General features: G+C 73.8%; 15 protein-coding genes. 10 read left to right on the forward strand and 5 right to left on the reverse strand.

Annotated features, from left to right (window positions below):
- Positions 1–86: 86 nt before the first annotated feature.
- The 7 genes from ACFV04_RS31250 to ACFV04_RS31280 all read left to right on the forward strand — a co-directional run bounded on the left by ACFV04_RS31250 (position 87) and on the right by ACFV04_RS31280 (position 8,667).
- Positions 87–1,430: an amidase family protein gene (locus tag ACFV04_RS31250; RefSeq protein ID WP_380534091.1), complete on the forward strand. Its 1,344-nt coding sequence runs from the start codon at positions 87–89 to the stop codon at positions 1,428–1,430.
- A gap of 126 nt (positions 1,431–1,556) precedes the next feature.
- Complete coding sequence (locus tag ACFV04_RS31255) at positions 1,557–2,417, forward strand: alpha/beta fold hydrolase (protein WP_380534093.1); 861 nt, start codon at positions 1,557–1,559, stop codon at positions 2,415–2,417.
- 341 nt (positions 2,418–2,758) lie between these two features.
- On the forward strand, positions 2,759–5,566 hold the full coding sequence (locus ACFV04_RS31260; protein ID WP_380534142.1) for a LuxR C-terminal-related transcriptional regulator: 2,808 nt from the start codon (positions 2,759–2,761) through the stop codon (positions 5,564–5,566).
- Positions 5,567–5,706: 140 nt separating this feature from the next.
- Positions 5,707–6,168, forward strand: coding sequence for an SsgA family sporulation/cell division regulator (locus ACFV04_RS31265; RefSeq protein WP_380534095.1), 462 nt, complete (start codon positions 5,707–5,709; stop codon positions 6,166–6,168).
- A gap of 171 nt (positions 6,169–6,339) precedes the next feature.
- On the forward strand, positions 6,340–6,768 hold the full coding sequence (locus tag ACFV04_RS31270) for a hypothetical protein (protein WP_380534097.1): 429 nt from the start codon (positions 6,340–6,342) through the stop codon (positions 6,766–6,768).
- A gap of 358 nt (positions 6,769–7,126) precedes the next feature.
- On the forward strand, positions 7,127–7,594 hold the full coding sequence (locus ACFV04_RS31275) for an SsgA family sporulation/cell division regulator (RefSeq protein ID WP_380534099.1): 468 nt from the start codon (positions 7,127–7,129) through the stop codon (positions 7,592–7,594).
- Between the two features lie 179 nt (positions 7,595–7,773).
- Entirely contained in the window at positions 7,774–8,667 is an 894-nt protein-coding gene (locus ACFV04_RS31280) for a Bax inhibitor-1/YccA family protein (protein WP_380534101.1), read from the forward strand.
- Between the two features lie 532 nt (positions 8,668–9,199).
- On the opposite strand, the gene ACFV04_RS31285 is transcribed toward ACFV04_RS31280, so the two are convergent.
- The 3 genes from ACFV04_RS31285 to ACFV04_RS31295 form a co-directional block, all read right to left on the reverse strand.
- Entirely contained in the window at positions 9,200–10,813 is a 1,614-nt protein-coding gene (locus ACFV04_RS31285; RefSeq protein ID WP_380534103.1) for a tannase/feruloyl esterase family alpha/beta hydrolase, read from the reverse strand.
- Positions 10,814–10,955: 142 nt separating this feature from the next.
- Positions 10,956–11,624, reverse strand: coding sequence for a cytochrome b/b6 domain-containing protein (locus tag ACFV04_RS31290; protein WP_380534105.1), 669 nt, complete (start codon positions 11,622–11,624; stop codon positions 10,956–10,958).
- On the reverse strand, positions 11,572–12,294 hold the full coding sequence (locus ACFV04_RS31295) for a molybdopterin-dependent oxidoreductase (protein WP_380534107.1): 723 nt from the start codon (positions 12,292–12,294) through the stop codon (positions 11,572–11,574). Before ACFV04_RS31295 ends, ACFV04_RS31290 begins: the two co-directional genes overlap by 53 nt.
- A 434-nt stretch (positions 12,295–12,728) precedes the next feature.
- On the opposite strand from ACFV04_RS31295, the gene abc-f reads away from it, so the two are divergent.
- The 3 genes from abc-f to ACFV04_RS31310 all read left to right on the forward strand — a co-directional run bounded on the left by abc-f (position 12,729) and on the right by ACFV04_RS31310 (position 15,712).
- Positions 12,729–14,363 carry a ribosomal protection-like ABC-F family protein gene (abc-f, locus tag ACFV04_RS31300; RefSeq protein WP_380534109.1) on the forward strand — a complete coding sequence of 545 codons (1,635 nt, stop codon included), beginning with the start codon at positions 12,729–12,731 and terminating at the stop codon, positions 14,361–14,363.
- A 190-nt stretch (positions 14,364–14,553) separates the two neighbouring features.
- Positions 14,554–15,117, forward strand: coding sequence for a CGNR zinc finger domain-containing protein (locus ACFV04_RS31305; RefSeq protein ID WP_380534111.1), 564 nt, complete (start codon positions 14,554–14,556; stop codon positions 15,115–15,117).
- 88 nt (positions 15,118–15,205) lie between these two features.
- Positions 15,206–15,712 (forward strand): hypothetical protein, encoded by a 507-nt coding sequence (locus ACFV04_RS31310; protein ID WP_380534113.1) that lies wholly within the window; start codon positions 15,206–15,208, stop codon positions 15,710–15,712.
- 47 nt (positions 15,713–15,759) lie between these two features.
- Here ACFV04_RS31310 and ACFV04_RS31315 read toward each other — a convergent pair whose 3' ends face one another.
- Positions 15,760–15,891, reverse strand: coding sequence for a hypothetical protein (locus ACFV04_RS31315; RefSeq protein ID WP_380534114.1), 132 nt, complete (start codon positions 15,889–15,891; stop codon positions 15,760–15,762).
- 126 nt (positions 15,892–16,017) lie between these two features.
- Positions 16,018–16,446 carry an Ohr family peroxiredoxin gene (locus ACFV04_RS31320; protein ID WP_380534116.1) on the reverse strand — a complete coding sequence of 143 codons (429 nt, stop codon included), beginning with the start codon at positions 16,444–16,446 and terminating at the stop codon, positions 16,018–16,020.
- Positions 16,447–16,608: the final 162 nt, after the last annotated feature.

Genomic DNA, 16,608 nt, shown 5'->3' on the forward strand with positions numbered 1-16,608 from the left:
GGGGGGCCCCCGCCCGGCCCCCCCCCCCCCCCCCCGGCCCCCCCGGCGGACCCGTCCACCGACAGCACCACCGAGGAGACGACGTCATGACCACTCAGGACCCGACCGGCCGGGGCCCCGTGCGGGCCGCGGTGTCGGCCGCGCTCGACCGGGCCGCCGCGACCGCCCACCTCAACGCCTTCATCACGCTCGACGCCGAGGGGGCGCTCGCCGAGGCGGACCGTCACGACGCCCGGGGGGCGGCCGGCTGGGGGCTCGTGGTCAAGGACAACGTCCACGTCACCGGCCTGCCCAACACCGCCGGCACCCCCGCGCTCAAGGACTTCACTCCCCGGGCCGACGCGCCCGTGGTCCGGGCCCTGCGTGCAGCGGGGGCGATCGTCCTCGGCAAGACGAACATGCACGAACTGGCCCTGGGAGCCACCTCGTGCAACCACACCTTCGGCCCCGTCGGCAACGGCACCGACCCGGCCCTGTTCGCGGGCGGCAGCAGCGGCGGGACGGCCGCGGCGGTCGCGGCGGGCGTCGCGGAGGCCGGCCTCGGCACCGACACCGGCGGCTCCGTCACCATCCCGGCCGCCCTCAACGGGATCTACGGGCTGCGCCCCAGCGCCGGGCGCTACCCCTCGGCGGGCGTCACCCCGCTGTGCCCCACCCGGGACACCCCCGGGCCGATGGCGAGCACCCTGGGCCGCCTCCTGACGCTGGACACCCTGGTCACCGGGGAGAGCGCGGGCCCGCGGACCCCGGACCGGCCGCTCCGGCTGGGCCTGCCGAGGCACGTGTTCACCGAGGACCTGGAGGGCCCGGTCCGGGCCGCCTGGGAGGCGGCCGTCGACCGGCTCACCACGGAGGGCGCCGCCTGGGTCCCGGTGGACACGGCGCACCTGGCGGAGCACGACTCCCGGATCGGGTTCCCGCTCGTCTTCGGCGAGTTCGCGGCCGCCCTCGGCGGCTACCTCGACGAGCACGGCACCGGGCTCACGCCGGCCGAGCTCCTCGACGCGGTCGGCGACCCGGTCGTCGCGGAGATGCTGAAGGCCACCGCCCTGCCCACCGGCCCGGGGTATCCGGGGCCCGCCGCGCTGCAGGGGGCGCTCGCGCAGCGGCGGGTGCTGCAGGCCACCTACGACGACCTGTTCGCGGCCGACGGCCTGGACGCGGTCCTGAGCCCCACCGTCCCGGTCTGCGCCCGGCCGCTGCGCCGTTTCGAGGACTCGCTGCCCCTGAACGGGCAGGACGTGCCCACGTTCTTCACCCTGATCCGCAACACCTCCCCGGCGGCCACCGCGGGTCAGCCCTCGGTGACGGTGCCCCTGCCGGTCACCGCCTCTCCGCCCGTCGGCCTCCAGCTGGTCGGGCGCCGGACGGCCGACCGGGACCTGCTGTCCGTGGCCGCACGGGTCGACGCCCTGCTGCGGCGCGGCTAGACCGCGCCATTCGTCACCACCTTGACAGGTGACGACGCGCTGCGGAACACTCATCACCAGTCAGAGCGGTGACGGAGTCGGTACAGCCGACCCCGCCACCGCCGCACCGTCCGAGAGGGGTACGTCGTGGTGAGCATCAAGGGTGGACGCAGGCGACCGGTGACGGGCGCGGTCTCCGCACTCACGGCGGGGCTGGCGCTCTGCGCGTTCGCCCTACCGGGCTCCGCCGACGGCGCAGGCGGAGCCGCCGCGGCCGACGGCTTCGGCGGCCGCGCCAGGCCCACCATCGTCCTGGAGCACGGCGCCTTCGCCGACGGCTCCAGCTGGAACGCCGTCATCGCCGAACTGCGCGCCGACGGCTACCCCGTGGTCGCCGCCGCCAACCCGCTGCGCGGCCCCGCCTCCGACGCCGCCGCACTGCGCACGGTCCTCGACCACATCAAGGGCCCGATCGTCCTCGCCGGACACTCGTACGGCGGCAACGTCATCAGCGAGGCCGCCACCGACGACCCCGACGTCAAGGCCCTCGTCTACGTGGCCGCCTTCCTGCCCGCCCCCGGCGAGTCCGCCCTGGAACTCACCACCGAGTACCCGGGCTCCACCCTCCCCGACGCGCTCGACCCCGTCACCTACCAACAGAGTGACGGCAGCTCCGCCACCGACCTGTACATCCGGCAGGACAAGTACCGCCACCAGTTCGCCGCCGACGTCCCCGCCGGCCAGGCCGCGCTGATGGCCGCCGAACAGCGCCCGATCGCCAAGGCCGCCCTGGAGGAGAAGGCCACCAGCGCCGCCTGGCAGACCAAGCCCAGCTGGGCCGTCGTCACCACCCGCGACCTCAACATCCCGGCCGCCGCGCAGCGCTCCATGGCCGAGCGCGCCCACGCCCACACCACCGAGGTGGCCGCCTCGCACTCCGTCGCGGTCTCCCGCCCCCGCCTCGTCGCGGACGTCATCGAGCAGGCCGCCCGCGCCACCGCCCGCTGACCTCCCGGCCCGACCCGCCCGGCACCCCGGCCCACACGCACGGCCCCACCGCCCCGCCCCACCGCTCGGTACTGGCCCCACCGGCGGTACCGGGCGCGGCCGTGCACACATGTGCCCCGTCCCGAACGCCCGGCACCGGCCGCGCGACACGAACACGGTGGCCTGGACCAGGTGACGGAACACCTGCGGGACATCTAGTCTCTTGCGTCAGGGCGGCACACACGTGTGGCGACACCACCGCTCGGCAGACCACACGCAGGACAGGGACGAGGACGCGCCGGCGGGTGCCAGTCACCGCGACGCGAAGGATGTGGGGGACGTTGGAATCGATCGACCGGACCATGGTCGGCCGCGAGCACGAGCGGGAGGTGCTGTCCGGGTTCGTGGCGGCCCCCGGGGGCCGGGCCCTGGTCCTGCGCGGTGACACCGGGGTGGGGAAGAGCACCCTGCTGGACCACGCCGCCGACCTCGCCGCGGGCAGCGGGCAGCACCCGCGGCAGGACCCGGAGCACGGCCGGGAGCACCCCGGGCACCACGGCGGACAGCACCGGGTGATCAGGGCGGCCGGGGTCGAGGCCGAATGGGAGCTGCCGTTCGCCGGCCTGCACCAGTTCCTGCACCCGCTGCTCTCGGACATCGACCGGCTGGACGACGGCCACCGGGCGGTCCTCGACGTGGTGTTCGGCCGCGGCGAGGGGCCGCCGCCCTCCGTGATGACCCTCGGCATCGCCGTACTCGACCTGCTCTCCCTCGCGGCTTCGCGACGGCCCCTCCTGCTCGTCCTCGACGACGGCCAGTGGCTGGACGCCCCGAGCACCGAGGTGTGCGGGTTCGTCGGCCGCCGGCTCACCGGCAGTTCGGTGAAGCTGGTCGTCGGCCTGCGCGCCGACGTACCGTCCGGCTTCGACACCGCCGCGCTGCCCGAGCTGCCGGTGACCACGCTGTCGGAGCGCGCCTCCGGGCAGCTGCTGGACCTGCACCACCCCGGCCTGGACCCCCGGGTCCGCCGACTGGTCCTGGACGAGGCCCAGGGCAACCCGCTGGCCCTGCTCGAACTGCCGCCCCACGTGCTGCGCAGCGGCCGGACGGCGGGCGGGCGCGGCGAGCCGTTCGGGTACACCGGCGTCCCGCTGCCCCGGCGCCTGCAGCAGGTGTACGGCGCCCGGATCGAGGCCCTCGGCGGCGCCGTGCGCGCCGAACTGCTGCGCGGCGCCCTGGACGGCGTCGGCGCCGGGACGGGGCCGGGCCGCTCCCCGCGGGCCCGCTACCGGATGACGGACGCCGCCGAGGCGGCGGACGGCGGCCTGCTGGACGTCGACCCGTTCAGCGGCGACCTCGTCTTCCGGCACCCGCTGGTGCGCTCCACGGTCGTCCAGCTGTCGACCCCCAACGAGCGGCGCGCGGCGCACGCCGTCCTCGCGCGGGTGCACCACGAGGACGTGGAACGGCGCGCCCTGCACCTGGCGGCGTCCACGGTCGACCCGGACGAGCGGATCGCGGCCGTCCTGGAGGCCGCCGCCGACTCCGCGACCCGGCGCGGCGGCGCGGTCGCCGCCGTGGCCTGGCTGACCCGGGCGGCGGAGCTGAGCGAGGGTCACCACGAGCGCTCCCGGCGGCTGGGCGACGCGGCGTTCATCGCCGGTCACGCCGGACTGCTGGACCGGGCGCAGCAGCTCGTCCGCTCGGACGGCGCGCCCGGGACGGGCGAGTCGCCGGCCTCGGTGGTCGCGGCGGCCTACGTCGCCCTGTACGAGGACGGGGACGTGCGGTCCTCGCGGCGCCGGGTCACGGCGGCGATCGAGGGCATCCGCGACGCCGGGGCGCGGGAGCCGAGCGAGGTGCTCACCCGGCTGGTCAACCTGCTGCTGGCGATCAACCAGTACGCCGGTGACCGGACGGCGTGGGAGCAGGCGCACGAACTCCTCGACCCGCTGGGCGGGTTGGTCTCCGCCGGCTCCCGCATCTACCAGGACGCGTGGGGAGACGTGGTCCGGCGCGGGGCCGGGGTGCGGGCGCGGGTGGAGCGGGAGTTCGCCGGCCTCGGCGGGCTCGAACCGTGGGACGTCAGCCGGCTGTCCGTCGCCGCGTACCACGTGGACACCCTCGGCCAGTACCGGCCGCACCTGCAGCGCACCGTCGACCGTGAGGTGGAGACCGGCGCCATGGTGTCCGGCATGACCATGCTGCACCTGATCATGCTCGACCAGATGGCCGTCGGTGAGTGGGACGAGGCCGAGCGGACCGGCGAGCGCGGCCTGGAACTGGCGACGGCGCACCGGCACGCCCTGTTCGCCCACCACACCCGCGCCTACCTCGGCCTGCTGGCCGCGCTGCGCGGTCGGGCGGACCGCGCGCGGGAGCTGCAGGCCGCCGTCGACGCCTGGGCCCGCCCCCGCGGTGTCGGCTTCCTCACCCAGATCGCCGACGCGATCGGCACCACCGCCGCCCTCGCCGAGGGCGACTACGAGGCCGCCTACCTGCACGCCATCGGCATCACCGCACCCGGCTCCTTCACGCCCTACGCCCACCAGGCCTCCCGCACCCTCCTCGACCTGGTCGAGGCCGCCGTGCACACCGGCCGCTCCGAACAGGCCCGGCGGCACGCGCTCGCCGCCCTGGAGGCCGGCCTGCCCGACGTCTCGCCCCGACTCGCCGTCCTGACCCACGGCGCCCTCGCCATGACCGCCACCGACCAGGCCGAGGCCGCCGAGACGTACCGCCGCGCCGAGGGCCACCCGGCCGCCGCCGGCTTCCCGTTCGAGCTCGCCCGCATCCGTCTCGCCCACGGCGTCCACCTGCGCCACGCCCGGGGGCGGAAGGCCGCCCGGCCGGCCCTGACGCTCGCCGCGGAGGCGTTCGAGCGGCTCGGCGCGGCCCCCTGGGCCGAGCGGGCCCGGGCCGAGCTGCGCGCCGCCGGCGTCTCCCCGCTCACCGCGCCGACCGACCTGGCGGCCCTGACCTGGCAGGAGCGCCGGATCGCGGACCTCGCCGCCGGCGGCCTGACCAACAAGGAGATCGGCGCCCGGATGCACCTGTCACCGCGCACGGTCAGCTCCCACCTCTACCGCGTGTTCCCCAAACTGGGCATCACCTCCCGGGCCGCCCTGCGCGACGCCCTGGGCACGCTGCCCGACGGGCGGGACGCGTGACCACCAGGATCGCCCGGGCGCCCGTCCCGGACGACAGTCGAATGACTCAAGATCGACGGTCGACCTCCCCGTCGACGGCGACGCCGGGACGACGAGAGCGGGTGGGCCGACCTCCACCCCAGGGAAGGATCCACCCCGTCATGAGCGGCCACCAGCCGGGTGCCCGGCCGAGCCGGAGGACGGCCCGCGTGCCGGACCTCGCCCTGGACGTCGAGCGCGTCCTGGACGTGTCCGCCCGGCAGGCGGTCCGGGCCGGGTTCCGGTACGACCCGGAGCACCCGCTGGTGGTGTCCGTGGAACTGCGCGTCGACGGCGGCCCGTGCGTCCGGTGGCGCATCGGGCGGGACCTGCTCCGACGGGGGCTGTCCGCGCGCAGCGGGCTCGGTGACGTCCAGGTCCGGCCGTCGGACCGGACCGACCGGGCGGGCCGGGCGACGGCCTGGCTCCGGCTGCTCTCCGCGGACACCGCCGCCCTGTTCGAACTGCCCGTCGCGCCGCTGGCGCAGTGGCTGGCGCACACCTACGAGCTGGTCCCGGCGGGACGCGAACTCGCCGACGTCGACTGGGAAGTCATCACCACCGGCCTGCTCGACGCCCGGTAGCCGCCACCCACCCCGCCCCACCCCGCCTCCGTTTTCGTTTTCGTTTCCGTTTCCTTCCGGACCGGTCATGAGTGACACCCGATCAGCATCACCGCCTTGACTGGTGACGGATCGGCATGGAACCCTGGCGTCACCGGTCAGGACAGTAACTCTTCGGTGAGGAAGCCCATCATGGCAGTCGTACGGTTCCATCTCGTCTCCACGCTCGCCCCGGAGGACGTCCTGGCGGTGCTGACCGACTTCAGCTCCTCCCGCGCCGAGGCCTGGCCCACGATCGACGCCAAGCACTTCGAGGTCCACGACCTCGGCGACACCTGGGCCGAGGTCACCGAGGGCACCGCCGCCGCCTGGGAGCGCGCCCGCTACGAGTGGAAGCCGGGCGGCGACACCGTCACCATCACCACCCTCGACTCCAAGCTCTTCGGAGCCGGCGGCGGTTGGGTGTTCCGGATGACCCCGGTGGCGGGCGGCACCCGGGTCGACGTCGAACTGACGCGGGAGCCCACCACGCTCAAGGGCAAGATGCTCGCCGCCCTCCTGCCCGTCGCCGCACCGCCCTCCCTCCGCAAGTCCTTCGCGGGGCCGCTGCAGGCCGGGTGAACCACCCCGCAGCCCCGTTCGACGGGCCCGCCGCGGACAGCCGGCAGACCGAAGAGGGGCCGACAGCGCACGCTGTCGGCCCCTTCGCCGTGCCCCCTCGCCGTCTCGCAGGGGCGCCGCGAAGCACGGGCCGACGGGGGCACTGCGAGCCGCCGACGGTGGGCGACCGACGGCCGCACGGACGACAGTCAGATGACGGTCCGTACGGCGGGCCGCGGGCGCTCCGGAGCACCGCTCCACCCCCGCCGAAGCGCCCGTCCGCGCACCGCCCTCGACCGTCAAGTGACCGATGTGCGAAAGCCGCCCCTGCCGAAGAGTGGGAGCCGCCCAGTTCGCACCTCGGAGGGGACCGCCTGCCATGTACCGCGACCAACCGCCCCTGCGGGCACGCTCGACGCCCCAGCTCCCGCCGCCGCTGTCCCTGGACATCGACCAGATGCTCGACGAGTTCACCCGGCTGCCCGTCCGGGCGGAGTTCCGGTTCGACCCGGACACGCCGGCGGTGATCACCGTCGAGTTCCTCGCGGACCGCGGACCGGGCCTGACCTGGCGGTTCGGCCGCGAGCTGCTGCACTGCGGGCTGACCACCATGAGCGGCTGCGGCGACGTGCGGATGTGGCCGGCCCAGCACGACGACCGACCGTCCTCCTGGCTGCTCTTCGAAACCCCGGAGCTGGAGGCCCTGTTCGAGCTGCCGACGGAGCGACTGGCGGCCTGGCTGGACGCCACCTACCGGATCACCCCGGCCGAGGCCGAGCTGGCCGGCATCGACTGGGACGGCTTCCTGAGCGGGCTGCTCGACCGCCCGGGAGCACCGTCCGAGTGAACGCGGCCGTGCCCGTCCGCCGCAGCGGCTTGCCCGAACTCGCGTCACCTGCCAGAGTGGTGACGAATGGAGTTGCCGCCAGCCCGCGCGAGCCGGTGTGTCCTCACACGTGTGCCCCCGGATGTCCCATCGCGACGCTCCACCGCAAGCCGCCCGCGCGGCGGACGAGGAGGAATGACATGAAGAGCACCAATCCGGTCCTCTCCCGCTGGGGCGCCGCCCGCGCCGTCGCCCCCACCGGCACCGCAGCCGACACCCCGGTGCATCGACCGGTCGGCGCGACGACCGCAGGCCCGCCGGCGGACGGGCCCGCCACCCTCACCGTCACCCCCCTCACCGTCACCCCCGTCACGCTCGCCGCACCCGTCAGCGACGCGCCGCCGGCTCCGACCACGATGACCCTGGACGACGTCGTCCTGCGCACCGCGGCGACGCTCGGCACCGCGGCGCTGACCGCGGCGCTCTCCTGGCTCTTCCTGCCCGTCGACGGGGCGAACCTCGGCCGCTCGTACGGGATCGCCCTCGGCGCCGCCGTCCTCGCCTTCGCCCTGGCGATGCTCCAGTCCGTCCGGCGGCTGCCGTCCCCGGCCCTGATCCTCGGGTACGCGGCGTTCGAGGGCGTCTTCCTCGGCGTCGTCTCCAGCGCGACCTCGACGTACCTCGCCCCGGGGGTGGTCGTCCAGACGGTCCTCGGCACCTTCACCGTGGCGGCGGGCGTGCTGGTCGCCTACCGGATGCGCTGGATCCGCGTCACCGACCGGTTCACCGGGTTCCTCATCGCCGCCGCGACCGGCTTCCTCCTGCTGCTCCTCGCCGACGCCCTCTTCACCGCCTTCGGTGCGGGCCACGGCCTCGGCTTCCACAGCGGCGGTCTCGGCCTGCTCTTCGGCGCGATCGGGGTCCTCCTCGGAGCGGGCTTCCTCGCCCTGGACTTCCGCCAGGTCGAGAACGCCCTGGCCGAGGGCGCGCCCCGCGAGGACGCGTGGCTCGCCGCCTTCGGACTCACCACCACACTGGTGTGGATCTACCTGGAGGTCCTGCAGGTCCTCACGATCTTCAACAGCGACAACTGAGTTCCCCCGACGCCGGAGGGGCATGCGCGTGGTGCGCATGCCCCTCCGGCGTTCGCACGCCCATCCGGTGTTCGCACGTCCGTCCGGCGTTCGTGTGCCCGCAGGGGCCGCGGCCCGGGTGGACCACGCCCGGTGGACGCGCACCGGCACCGCCCGCACCGGACCGCCGGCGTGGGCGTCTTCCGATTCCCGGCCCCCGGCCCCGGACCCCGTCCTCGGCCCCGGACAGGGCGTCGACCACCACCGCCGTGACCCGCCCCTGACCACCGACCGCCCTCCCTGGGAGCGGACCGCCCCGCCCCGTGGACACCGCCGTCCCAAGCCGTCCCACGTCCCGGCGGACCCGGCCGACCCGGCCGACCCGGCGGACCCGGCGGACCCGGCGGACCGTTCGACCGGACCCGTCCGGCCGTGCCGGGAGCGAGGACCGGATCCACACCACTCCGGCGGCCGGGAAAGCAGAAGGCCCCGGCCCGCGCCGGGAGGGCGCGGGCCGGGGTGGTACCGGGGGGATCCGGTACCAGGAGGAAGGTCAGTGCCGGGAGGGCAGGACGCAGCGGAAGCCGGCAGCGGTGGCCGGGTCCCCGTGGCCCGAGTAGCGGGAGACCGCGGGGTAGGCGCACACCTCGCGGCTGACGTTCCGGCCGGAGGCGTCGACCAGGGTCGCGGGCAGCGACTTCGGGGCCTTGCCCTGCTCGACCCAGGCGGTGAGCGCCGCGAGGTCGTCGATGGTGCCGATCCCCTTGTTGAGGCCGCAGTGGCCCGCGCCCGGGACGAGGAAAAGGCGGTAGAAGTCGTCGACCCGCTTGCTGCCGCCCATTGTCCGCTCGACCTGCTTGCGGTAGTCGACGGTGCCCTGGGTGGGGATGTACTGGTCGGCCTGACCGTGCCAGGTCAGGAGCTTGCCGCCGGAGTCGCGGAAGGCCGACAGGTCCGGGTCGTCCGTGCCGATGATCCGGTCGTACTCGGCCCTGGACTGGTCGAACAGCCGGGAGAACTGGTCGTAGGTGATCGTCGAGACGTCGAACGACGGCTGCTTCTTCAGCCAACTGGCAACCCAGTACTGCGGGACCGGGAACGGCGCGCCCTTGACGGTGCCGTTCCCGGCGGGGGCGACACCGGCCAGCGCCGACAGGTCGGCTCCGACCGGGACGCCGGCCCACAGCTTCCGGCCGGAGGCGGTGCGCGGGCCGTCCCAGATCTTGCGCACCACGGCCGCGTCGGCCGCCGTGATGGTCAACTCCCGGCCGTCGCACACCACCGTGGTGCCGATCAGCCGGCGCGGGTCGAAGTCGCACCGCGCCGCGTCGTTGACCAGCCCGTCCCTGGCGCCGTCGAGCGGGTCGCACGCCTTCACGGCGGCGTCGGTGAAGGCCTTGAACTCGCAGGCCGACGGGTAGGTCTTCTCGTTGTTCATGACCACCTGCGGCCACAGGGTGGCGACCTCGAACTCGTCCCAGTTGACGGCGGGCGCGTCGGCGAGGATGCCGTCGAAGTCGTCGGGGTAGCGCTGGGCCTCCATGTAGCCCTGGCGTCCGCCGGTGGAGCACCCGTTGAAGTAGGAGTACGCGGCGCGCCGGCCGTAGGCCGCGGCGACGACCTGTTTGCCGACGAGCGCCGCCTCGTGCTGGGAGCGGGAGGCGAGGTTCTCCAGTAGCGCGGTGTCGACCTTGCCTTCGGCGTTCAGTGCCCAGGAGACGTCGATCGCGTCGCCGAGCCCGGCGTCGGTGGTGGTCGCCGCGTACCCGTTCCGGACCGCCGTGCCCAGTCCGACGCCGTTGTCCCCGGCTGCGTAGGCGCTGCCGCCGAGTGCCTGGAAGCGGCCGTTCCAGCCGGTCAGGGGCAGCCAGGTGCGCACCTTGGCGTGGTCGTCGTCGCCCGGGTGGGTGATCGTGACGGTGACCTCGCAGTAAGCGGGGACGCCGGTGACCGTGCCGCCCACGACGCCGGTCCCGTTGATGGTGCCGCCCTCCTGGCGGAGCGCCGTCACGGACTCCACGCGAGTGCCGGCCGGGGCCCGGACGGACACGGGCGCGCAGGAGAAGGTCGTGGACTCCGGGGCGCCGCCCTGTGCCGCCCCGGCCATCGGCAGGTTCGCCGCGGCCAGGGCCGCGCCGGTCGCGAGCACGATCAGGAATCGCTTCATGGGTATCCCGTCCAGAAATGTGGGTGTGAGCCCGGCCACGCGGAACATGTGTGCGCGGCACGCGGGCATCGGGGGTTGGTCGAAAACATATCACCGGCCAGACCGGTGACGAAAGAGCTCGGTGACACACCGTCGGCGACGGTCAGTCGCCGGAGCGGTCCCGGGGCAGCCACCGCGAGTGGTACCGCTCGGCCCAGGCCCGGCTGACGTACCCGGTGCGCATCCCGCGCCTCGACTCGGGGTCCTGGTACGCCTTGCGCAGGTGCCCGACCAGCACGACGCCGATCGCCCAGGCCAGCAGGTCGTGAACGAAGATCGCGCTGGTCCGGGAGACCCACGGCAGCAACCCCGTGCGCCACATCAGCAGTCCGGTGAACGCCATCACCAGGACGGCTCCGGCGATCCAGCCCGCGTACAGCTTCTGGCCCGCGTTGAACTTCCCGGCCGGTCGCGCCGCAGGGTCCGTCCGGCGCCTGCGGGCGGCTCGCAGCCACTCCCGGTCGTACGGCGCGAAGCGGTTGAGCCGGCGCAGGTCCGCGCGGAACCCGGCGGAGAGGAGGCCGAACAGGAAGGGCAGCGGCAGCAGGATGCCGGACCACTCGTGGACCGTGACCATCAGGTAACGCCGGCCGACGGCCCGGGCCAGCGGCCCGAAGTAGAGGCACGCGGCGGAGGCCAGGCAGGCGAGCATCAGCCCGCCGGTGGCCCGGTGGACCAGGCGCTCGGCGAGGCCGAAGCGGCGGACCCGGTCGGCCCGGTCAGGTCGCGTCGCCCTGCCGGTCCGCGTCGTCGAGCCAGCCGTCGACCGCATAGCCGCGCTCCTCCCAGTAGCCGGGGACGACCGTGTCGGTGACCGAGATGCCGGACAGCCACTTGGCCGACTTGTAGAAGTACATGGGCGCCACGTAGAGCCGGACCGGCCCGCCGTGGGCGTGGGTGATGGGCGCGTCCTGCATGTCCAGGGCCACCAGGACGTCCGAGCGGCGGGCCTGTTCCAGGGTGAGGCTCTCGGTGTACTCGCCGTCGAAGCAGGTGAACCGGACCGCCGCGCCCGGGGACCGCACGCCGGCGGCGTCGAGGAGGTCCGCGAGCTTCACCCCCTGGAAGGGCGTCCTGTCCACCCGCCACCCGTCCGTGCAGAGCACGTCGTGGACGACCCGGGTCTGCGGCAGCGCCCGCAGGTCTCCGAGCGTGTACGTCGCGGGCCGCTCCACCAGCCCGTCGACCCGCAGCCGGTAGCTGGTCCCGTCCTTCTCGGGCACGGAGCCGACGACGCTGTAGTACCGGAAGCCGCCCGGGTCGGGCAGCAGTCCGGTCAGCCCGGTCGCGTCGTGTTCGGAGGCCGCGGCCAGGAACCGCTCCCAGCCGCGCTGGAGGTACGGCGCCGCGGCGAGCCCGGCGGCGCCCGCGCCGAGCATTCCGAGCACCGCCCGCCGCCCCACCGGCGCGCCCTCGGCCCGCCGTTCCGGTCTTCCCGCCATGGTCTGTGCGCTCCTTCGGGGTGGCGGCCGCACCGCGGGGCCGGTGTCACCGGCGGCGGCCGCGGTCGCGAAAACGTACACACGTATGAACTGCTCCGAACCGTCGACATGTCGTCACCGGTTCAACTGGTGACGATGCTGACACGGCCCACCAGTGCTGTCAACGAGCCGATCGGGAAGGGCCGGTGGCATCGATCCCGACCGGCAACGAACACCTGCTACGCTGCATGTGACCTGATGTTCGTGTGATCGAGGAGTGGCAGACATGGCGGGTGACGACGACATCTCCGGGTGAGACCCGGACCTGACGGCCACCGGCCGGTGCTCCAGGAGTGCCGCAGCCGAAGTGGTCGGCTTCGTCGTACCCCTTTTCCCCGTGTCTGCCCAGGGCAGAGCTCTCAGTCCTGCCCTCAGTCCCCCTTGAGGTCACCTCCATGTCCGACGCCACCATCGTCTGCTCGAACCTCTCCTTCGCCTGGCCGGACGACACCCCGGTCTTCCACGACCTGTCCTTCACCGTGCCCCCGGGCCGGACCGGCCTGGTCGCCCCCAACGGCTCCGGCAAGAGCACCCTGCTCAAGCTGATCGCCGGCGAACTCACGCCCACCACCGGCTCCGTGACGGTCGGCGGCACACTGGGCCACCTCCGCCAGAGCCTCCCCCTGACCGGGGACCTCACCGTCGCCGAGGTGCTCGACATCGCCGAGGTCGTCAAGGCCATCGACGCCGTCGAGTCCGGCGACGTCGACGAACGGCACTTCACCACCATCGGCGACGACTGGGACATCGAGGAACGCACCCGCGCCCAGCTCGACCGCCTCGGCCTGGGCCACCTCACCCTCGACCGCAGGCTGAGCACCCTCAGCGGCGGCCAGGTGATCTCCCTCGGCCTCGCCGCCCGGCTCCTGAAGCGGCCCGACGTGCTGCTGCTCGACGAACCGACCAACAACCTCGACCTGGCGGCCCGGCACAAGCTCTACGACGTGCTGTCGGACTTCAACGGCTGCCTGCTGCTGGTCAGCCACGACCGCGCGCTGCTCGACCGCATGCAGGGCATCCTCGAACTCGACGGCGGCGAACTGCGCTTCTACGGCGGCACCTTCAGCGAGTACGAGGAGGCGGTGCGGGCCGAGCAGGAGGTCGCCGAGAAGAACGTCCGCAACGCCGAGCAGGAGCTGAAGCGGGAGAAGCGCGAACTGCAGCAGGCCCGCGAACGCGCCGACCGCCGGGCGAGCAACGCCGCCCGCAACCTCAAGAACGCCGGCCTGCCCCGCATCTTCGCGGGAAACATGAAGCGCGGCGCGCAGGAGTCGGCGGGCCGGGCCGGTCAGATGCACTCCGCCCGGGTCAGCGAGGCCAAGGCCCGGCTCGACGAGGCCGGCCGCGCCCTGCGCGAGGAACTGCGCCTCTCCCTGGAGCTGCCCGACACCCGGGTACCCGCCGGGCGCAACCTCTTCCTCGGCGAGGGGCTGCAGGTCCGCCACGCCGGCCGGGCCGTGTTCGCCAGGGACGGCGTCGACCTCAACGTCCGCGGTCCCGAGCGCATCGCGCTCACCGGGCCCAACGGCGCGGGCAAGTCCACCCTGTTGCGGCTGATCACCGGTGACCTCACGCCGGACGACGGACGGATCACCCGCAACGACGGCCGGATCGCCTACCTCTCGCAGCGGCTCGACCTGCTGGACCCGGACCGCACCGTGGCGGAGAACTTCGCCGCCTTCGCGCCGGAGCGGCCCGAGACGGAGCGGATGAACCTGCTCGCCCGCTTCCTGTTCCGCGGCACCCGGGCGCACCTGCCCGTCCGGGTGCTCTCCGGCGGCGAGCGGCTGCGCGCCACCCTGGCCTGCGTCCTGTGCGCCGAACCGGCCCCGCACCTGCTGCTGCTCGACGAACCGACCAACAACCTCGACCTGGTCAGCGCGGGCCAGTTGGAGAGCGCGCTCGACTCCTACCAGGGCGCCTTCCTGGTGGTCAGCCACGACGAGCGGTTCCTCACCGAGATCGGGGTGAACCGCTGGCTGCGACTGGCCGACGGGGAGCTGCGGGAGACCGGGGCCCCCGGGGTGTGACCCGCCGGTGCGCGACACGGCCCGCGCCCGAGGCTCCGTGCCCGGCGGGCCCACCACCGCCCACCACCGCTCACCACCCGATGATCACCGTGCCCCGGCCCGCTCCCCTGCTCGCCCACGACCTCGTCCGCACCCTCGGGGCCGTAGCGGGTTCTTGCGCCCCTTACAGTCACCTGTCAGGATGGTGACTGTGAACCTTGACCATGTCTTCGTGTGCGGGCACCCGGCCCTCGACTTCGCGGCGACGCTCCGCGCGCGGCGCTCGACCCGGTTCGAGATGTTCGTGACGCCCGAGCGGCTGAACGCCTGGTACCTGGACTGCGGACTCGTGGACACCATCACGCCCGGCGACGAGGAGGACGTCCGGGCGGCGAAGACCGTGCGCGAGGCCGTCTACCGGCTCGTCACCAACCGCCTCCACGAGGAGGAGTTCGACCGCGAGGCGCTCGCCGTGCTCAACGGCGCCGCGCGCAAGGCCCCGGTGACGCCGCAGCTCACGGTGGCCGGCCGGCACAACGAGGCGACGCCCGAGCAGGCCCTGGCCACCGTCGCGCGGCACGCCGTCGAACTCCTCAGCGGTCCGGACGTCCCGTTGATGAAGGAGTGCGGCAACCCGGAGTGCACCCGGATCTACATCGACCGGTCCCGGGGCATGCGGCGCCAGTGGTGCGGCATGGACTCCTGCGGCAACAAGATCAAGGCCGCCGCCTACCGGGCCCGGAAGAAGTCCTCGCCCGCCATGGGTGTGCACTGACCGCAGTCGACATGTTCCGTCCCGACCGCGCCCGCCCCCTCGACATGGGTACCATGCAACACCATCCATCTTGAGGGAGTGAGCGGCCGTGACCCGCCAGCCAGCCTCCACGCTCCGGTCCCGGTACGTGGAACAAGTCGCGTCGGACCTGGAGAAGAACCACCGGCGGCAGCAGGAGCTGGACGAAGAACTCAGGGTGCTGAAGCAGGAGGAGGCCCTCCTGGTCGACATCCTCTCGCTCGCCGAGCGGTACGAGGGTTTCTCCGACCCGTCACGCCTGCCCGAGCAGACCCAGGACGAGCCCGTCGGCGGGAGGCCGCGGCCGGCGGCCCACACGGCGAAGGCCGGCGCGACGGAGAGCTCGCGCCGGCCCCTGCTCGGTGACCTCCTGGCGGACCTGCTGGACGACCACGACGAGCCCTGCACCGCGAAGGACCTGCGGGAGGAGCTCATGACGAAGCACCCGAAGCGCAATCCGACGCCCCAGGTGGTGCGGAACACCCTGGAATCCCTCGTCGCCAAGGGCCGCATCCGGCGCCACAAGCAGGACCGCTCCGTCCTGTACACCCTCGTGGAGCCGGGCGCCGCCGGCTGACCCACCGGCCCGGCGGTGCCACCGGAACCGCCGTCGCGCACTGCCCGTCACACGAAGAACCACGCCCCGGGGCCGTACCCCCACAGCAGAACGGTCTCCACCCAGTTCCACACGTGTGAGCCGTCCGGCCACGGCCCCTCTCCGGAGCCGGGTGGATACGTGTGCGTCATGGTGGTCATCTCCTGCCCTCGTCCTTCGGTCTGCGGTGCGGGTGGTGCGAGCGGTGCCGGCAGTGCAGGTGGTGCAGGTACGAAAGGAGCGGGCCCCGCGCAGCGGGGGTCTGCGCGGGGCCCGCCGTCAGGGGGTCAGGCCGCGGCGCGGGCGTCGATGGTGACGGGGATGTTGCCGCGGGTGGCCTTGGAGTAGGGGCAGATCCGGTGGGCGTCGCGGGCGAGTTCCTCGGCGGTGGCCTGGTCCACGCCGCCGAGCACGGGGGTGAGGACCGCGGAGAGCGAGAACTCGTCGTCGTCGCCGTGGGTGAGCGTGATCTCGGCGGTGATGGTGGTGCTGGTCAGCCGGACCTTGCGGAGCGAGGCGGCGCGGCGCAGGGCGCCGAGGAAGCACGCGGCCCAGCCGGCGGCGAGGAGTTGCTCGGGGTTGGTCGCGGTCCCGGCGCCGCCCAGTTCCTTCGGGAGGGCGAGTCCGGTCTCCAGCAGGCCGTCGGAGGAGTGGACCCGGCCGCCGTTGCGGCCCTCTCCGTCGACGTCGACGACGGCGGTGTAGCTGACTGCCATGGTGTGTTCCCCATCCGGGTCGAAAGGTATCCGTCCACCGTCTGGCCGGGACCGGGACACCTTTCTCGTCACCGGCTGAGGTGGTGATGAAATGATGGCAGGCGCCTGCGTCACCAGTCAAGACAGTGACGCACACCTGACGCACACTCCTGGCGGCCGCCC

Source organism: Kitasatospora sp. NPDC059599 (assembly GCF_042735125.1).
In the GTDB taxonomy this organism is placed as follows: domain Bacteria; phylum Actinomycetota; class Actinomycetes; order Streptomycetales; family Streptomycetaceae; genus Kitasatospora.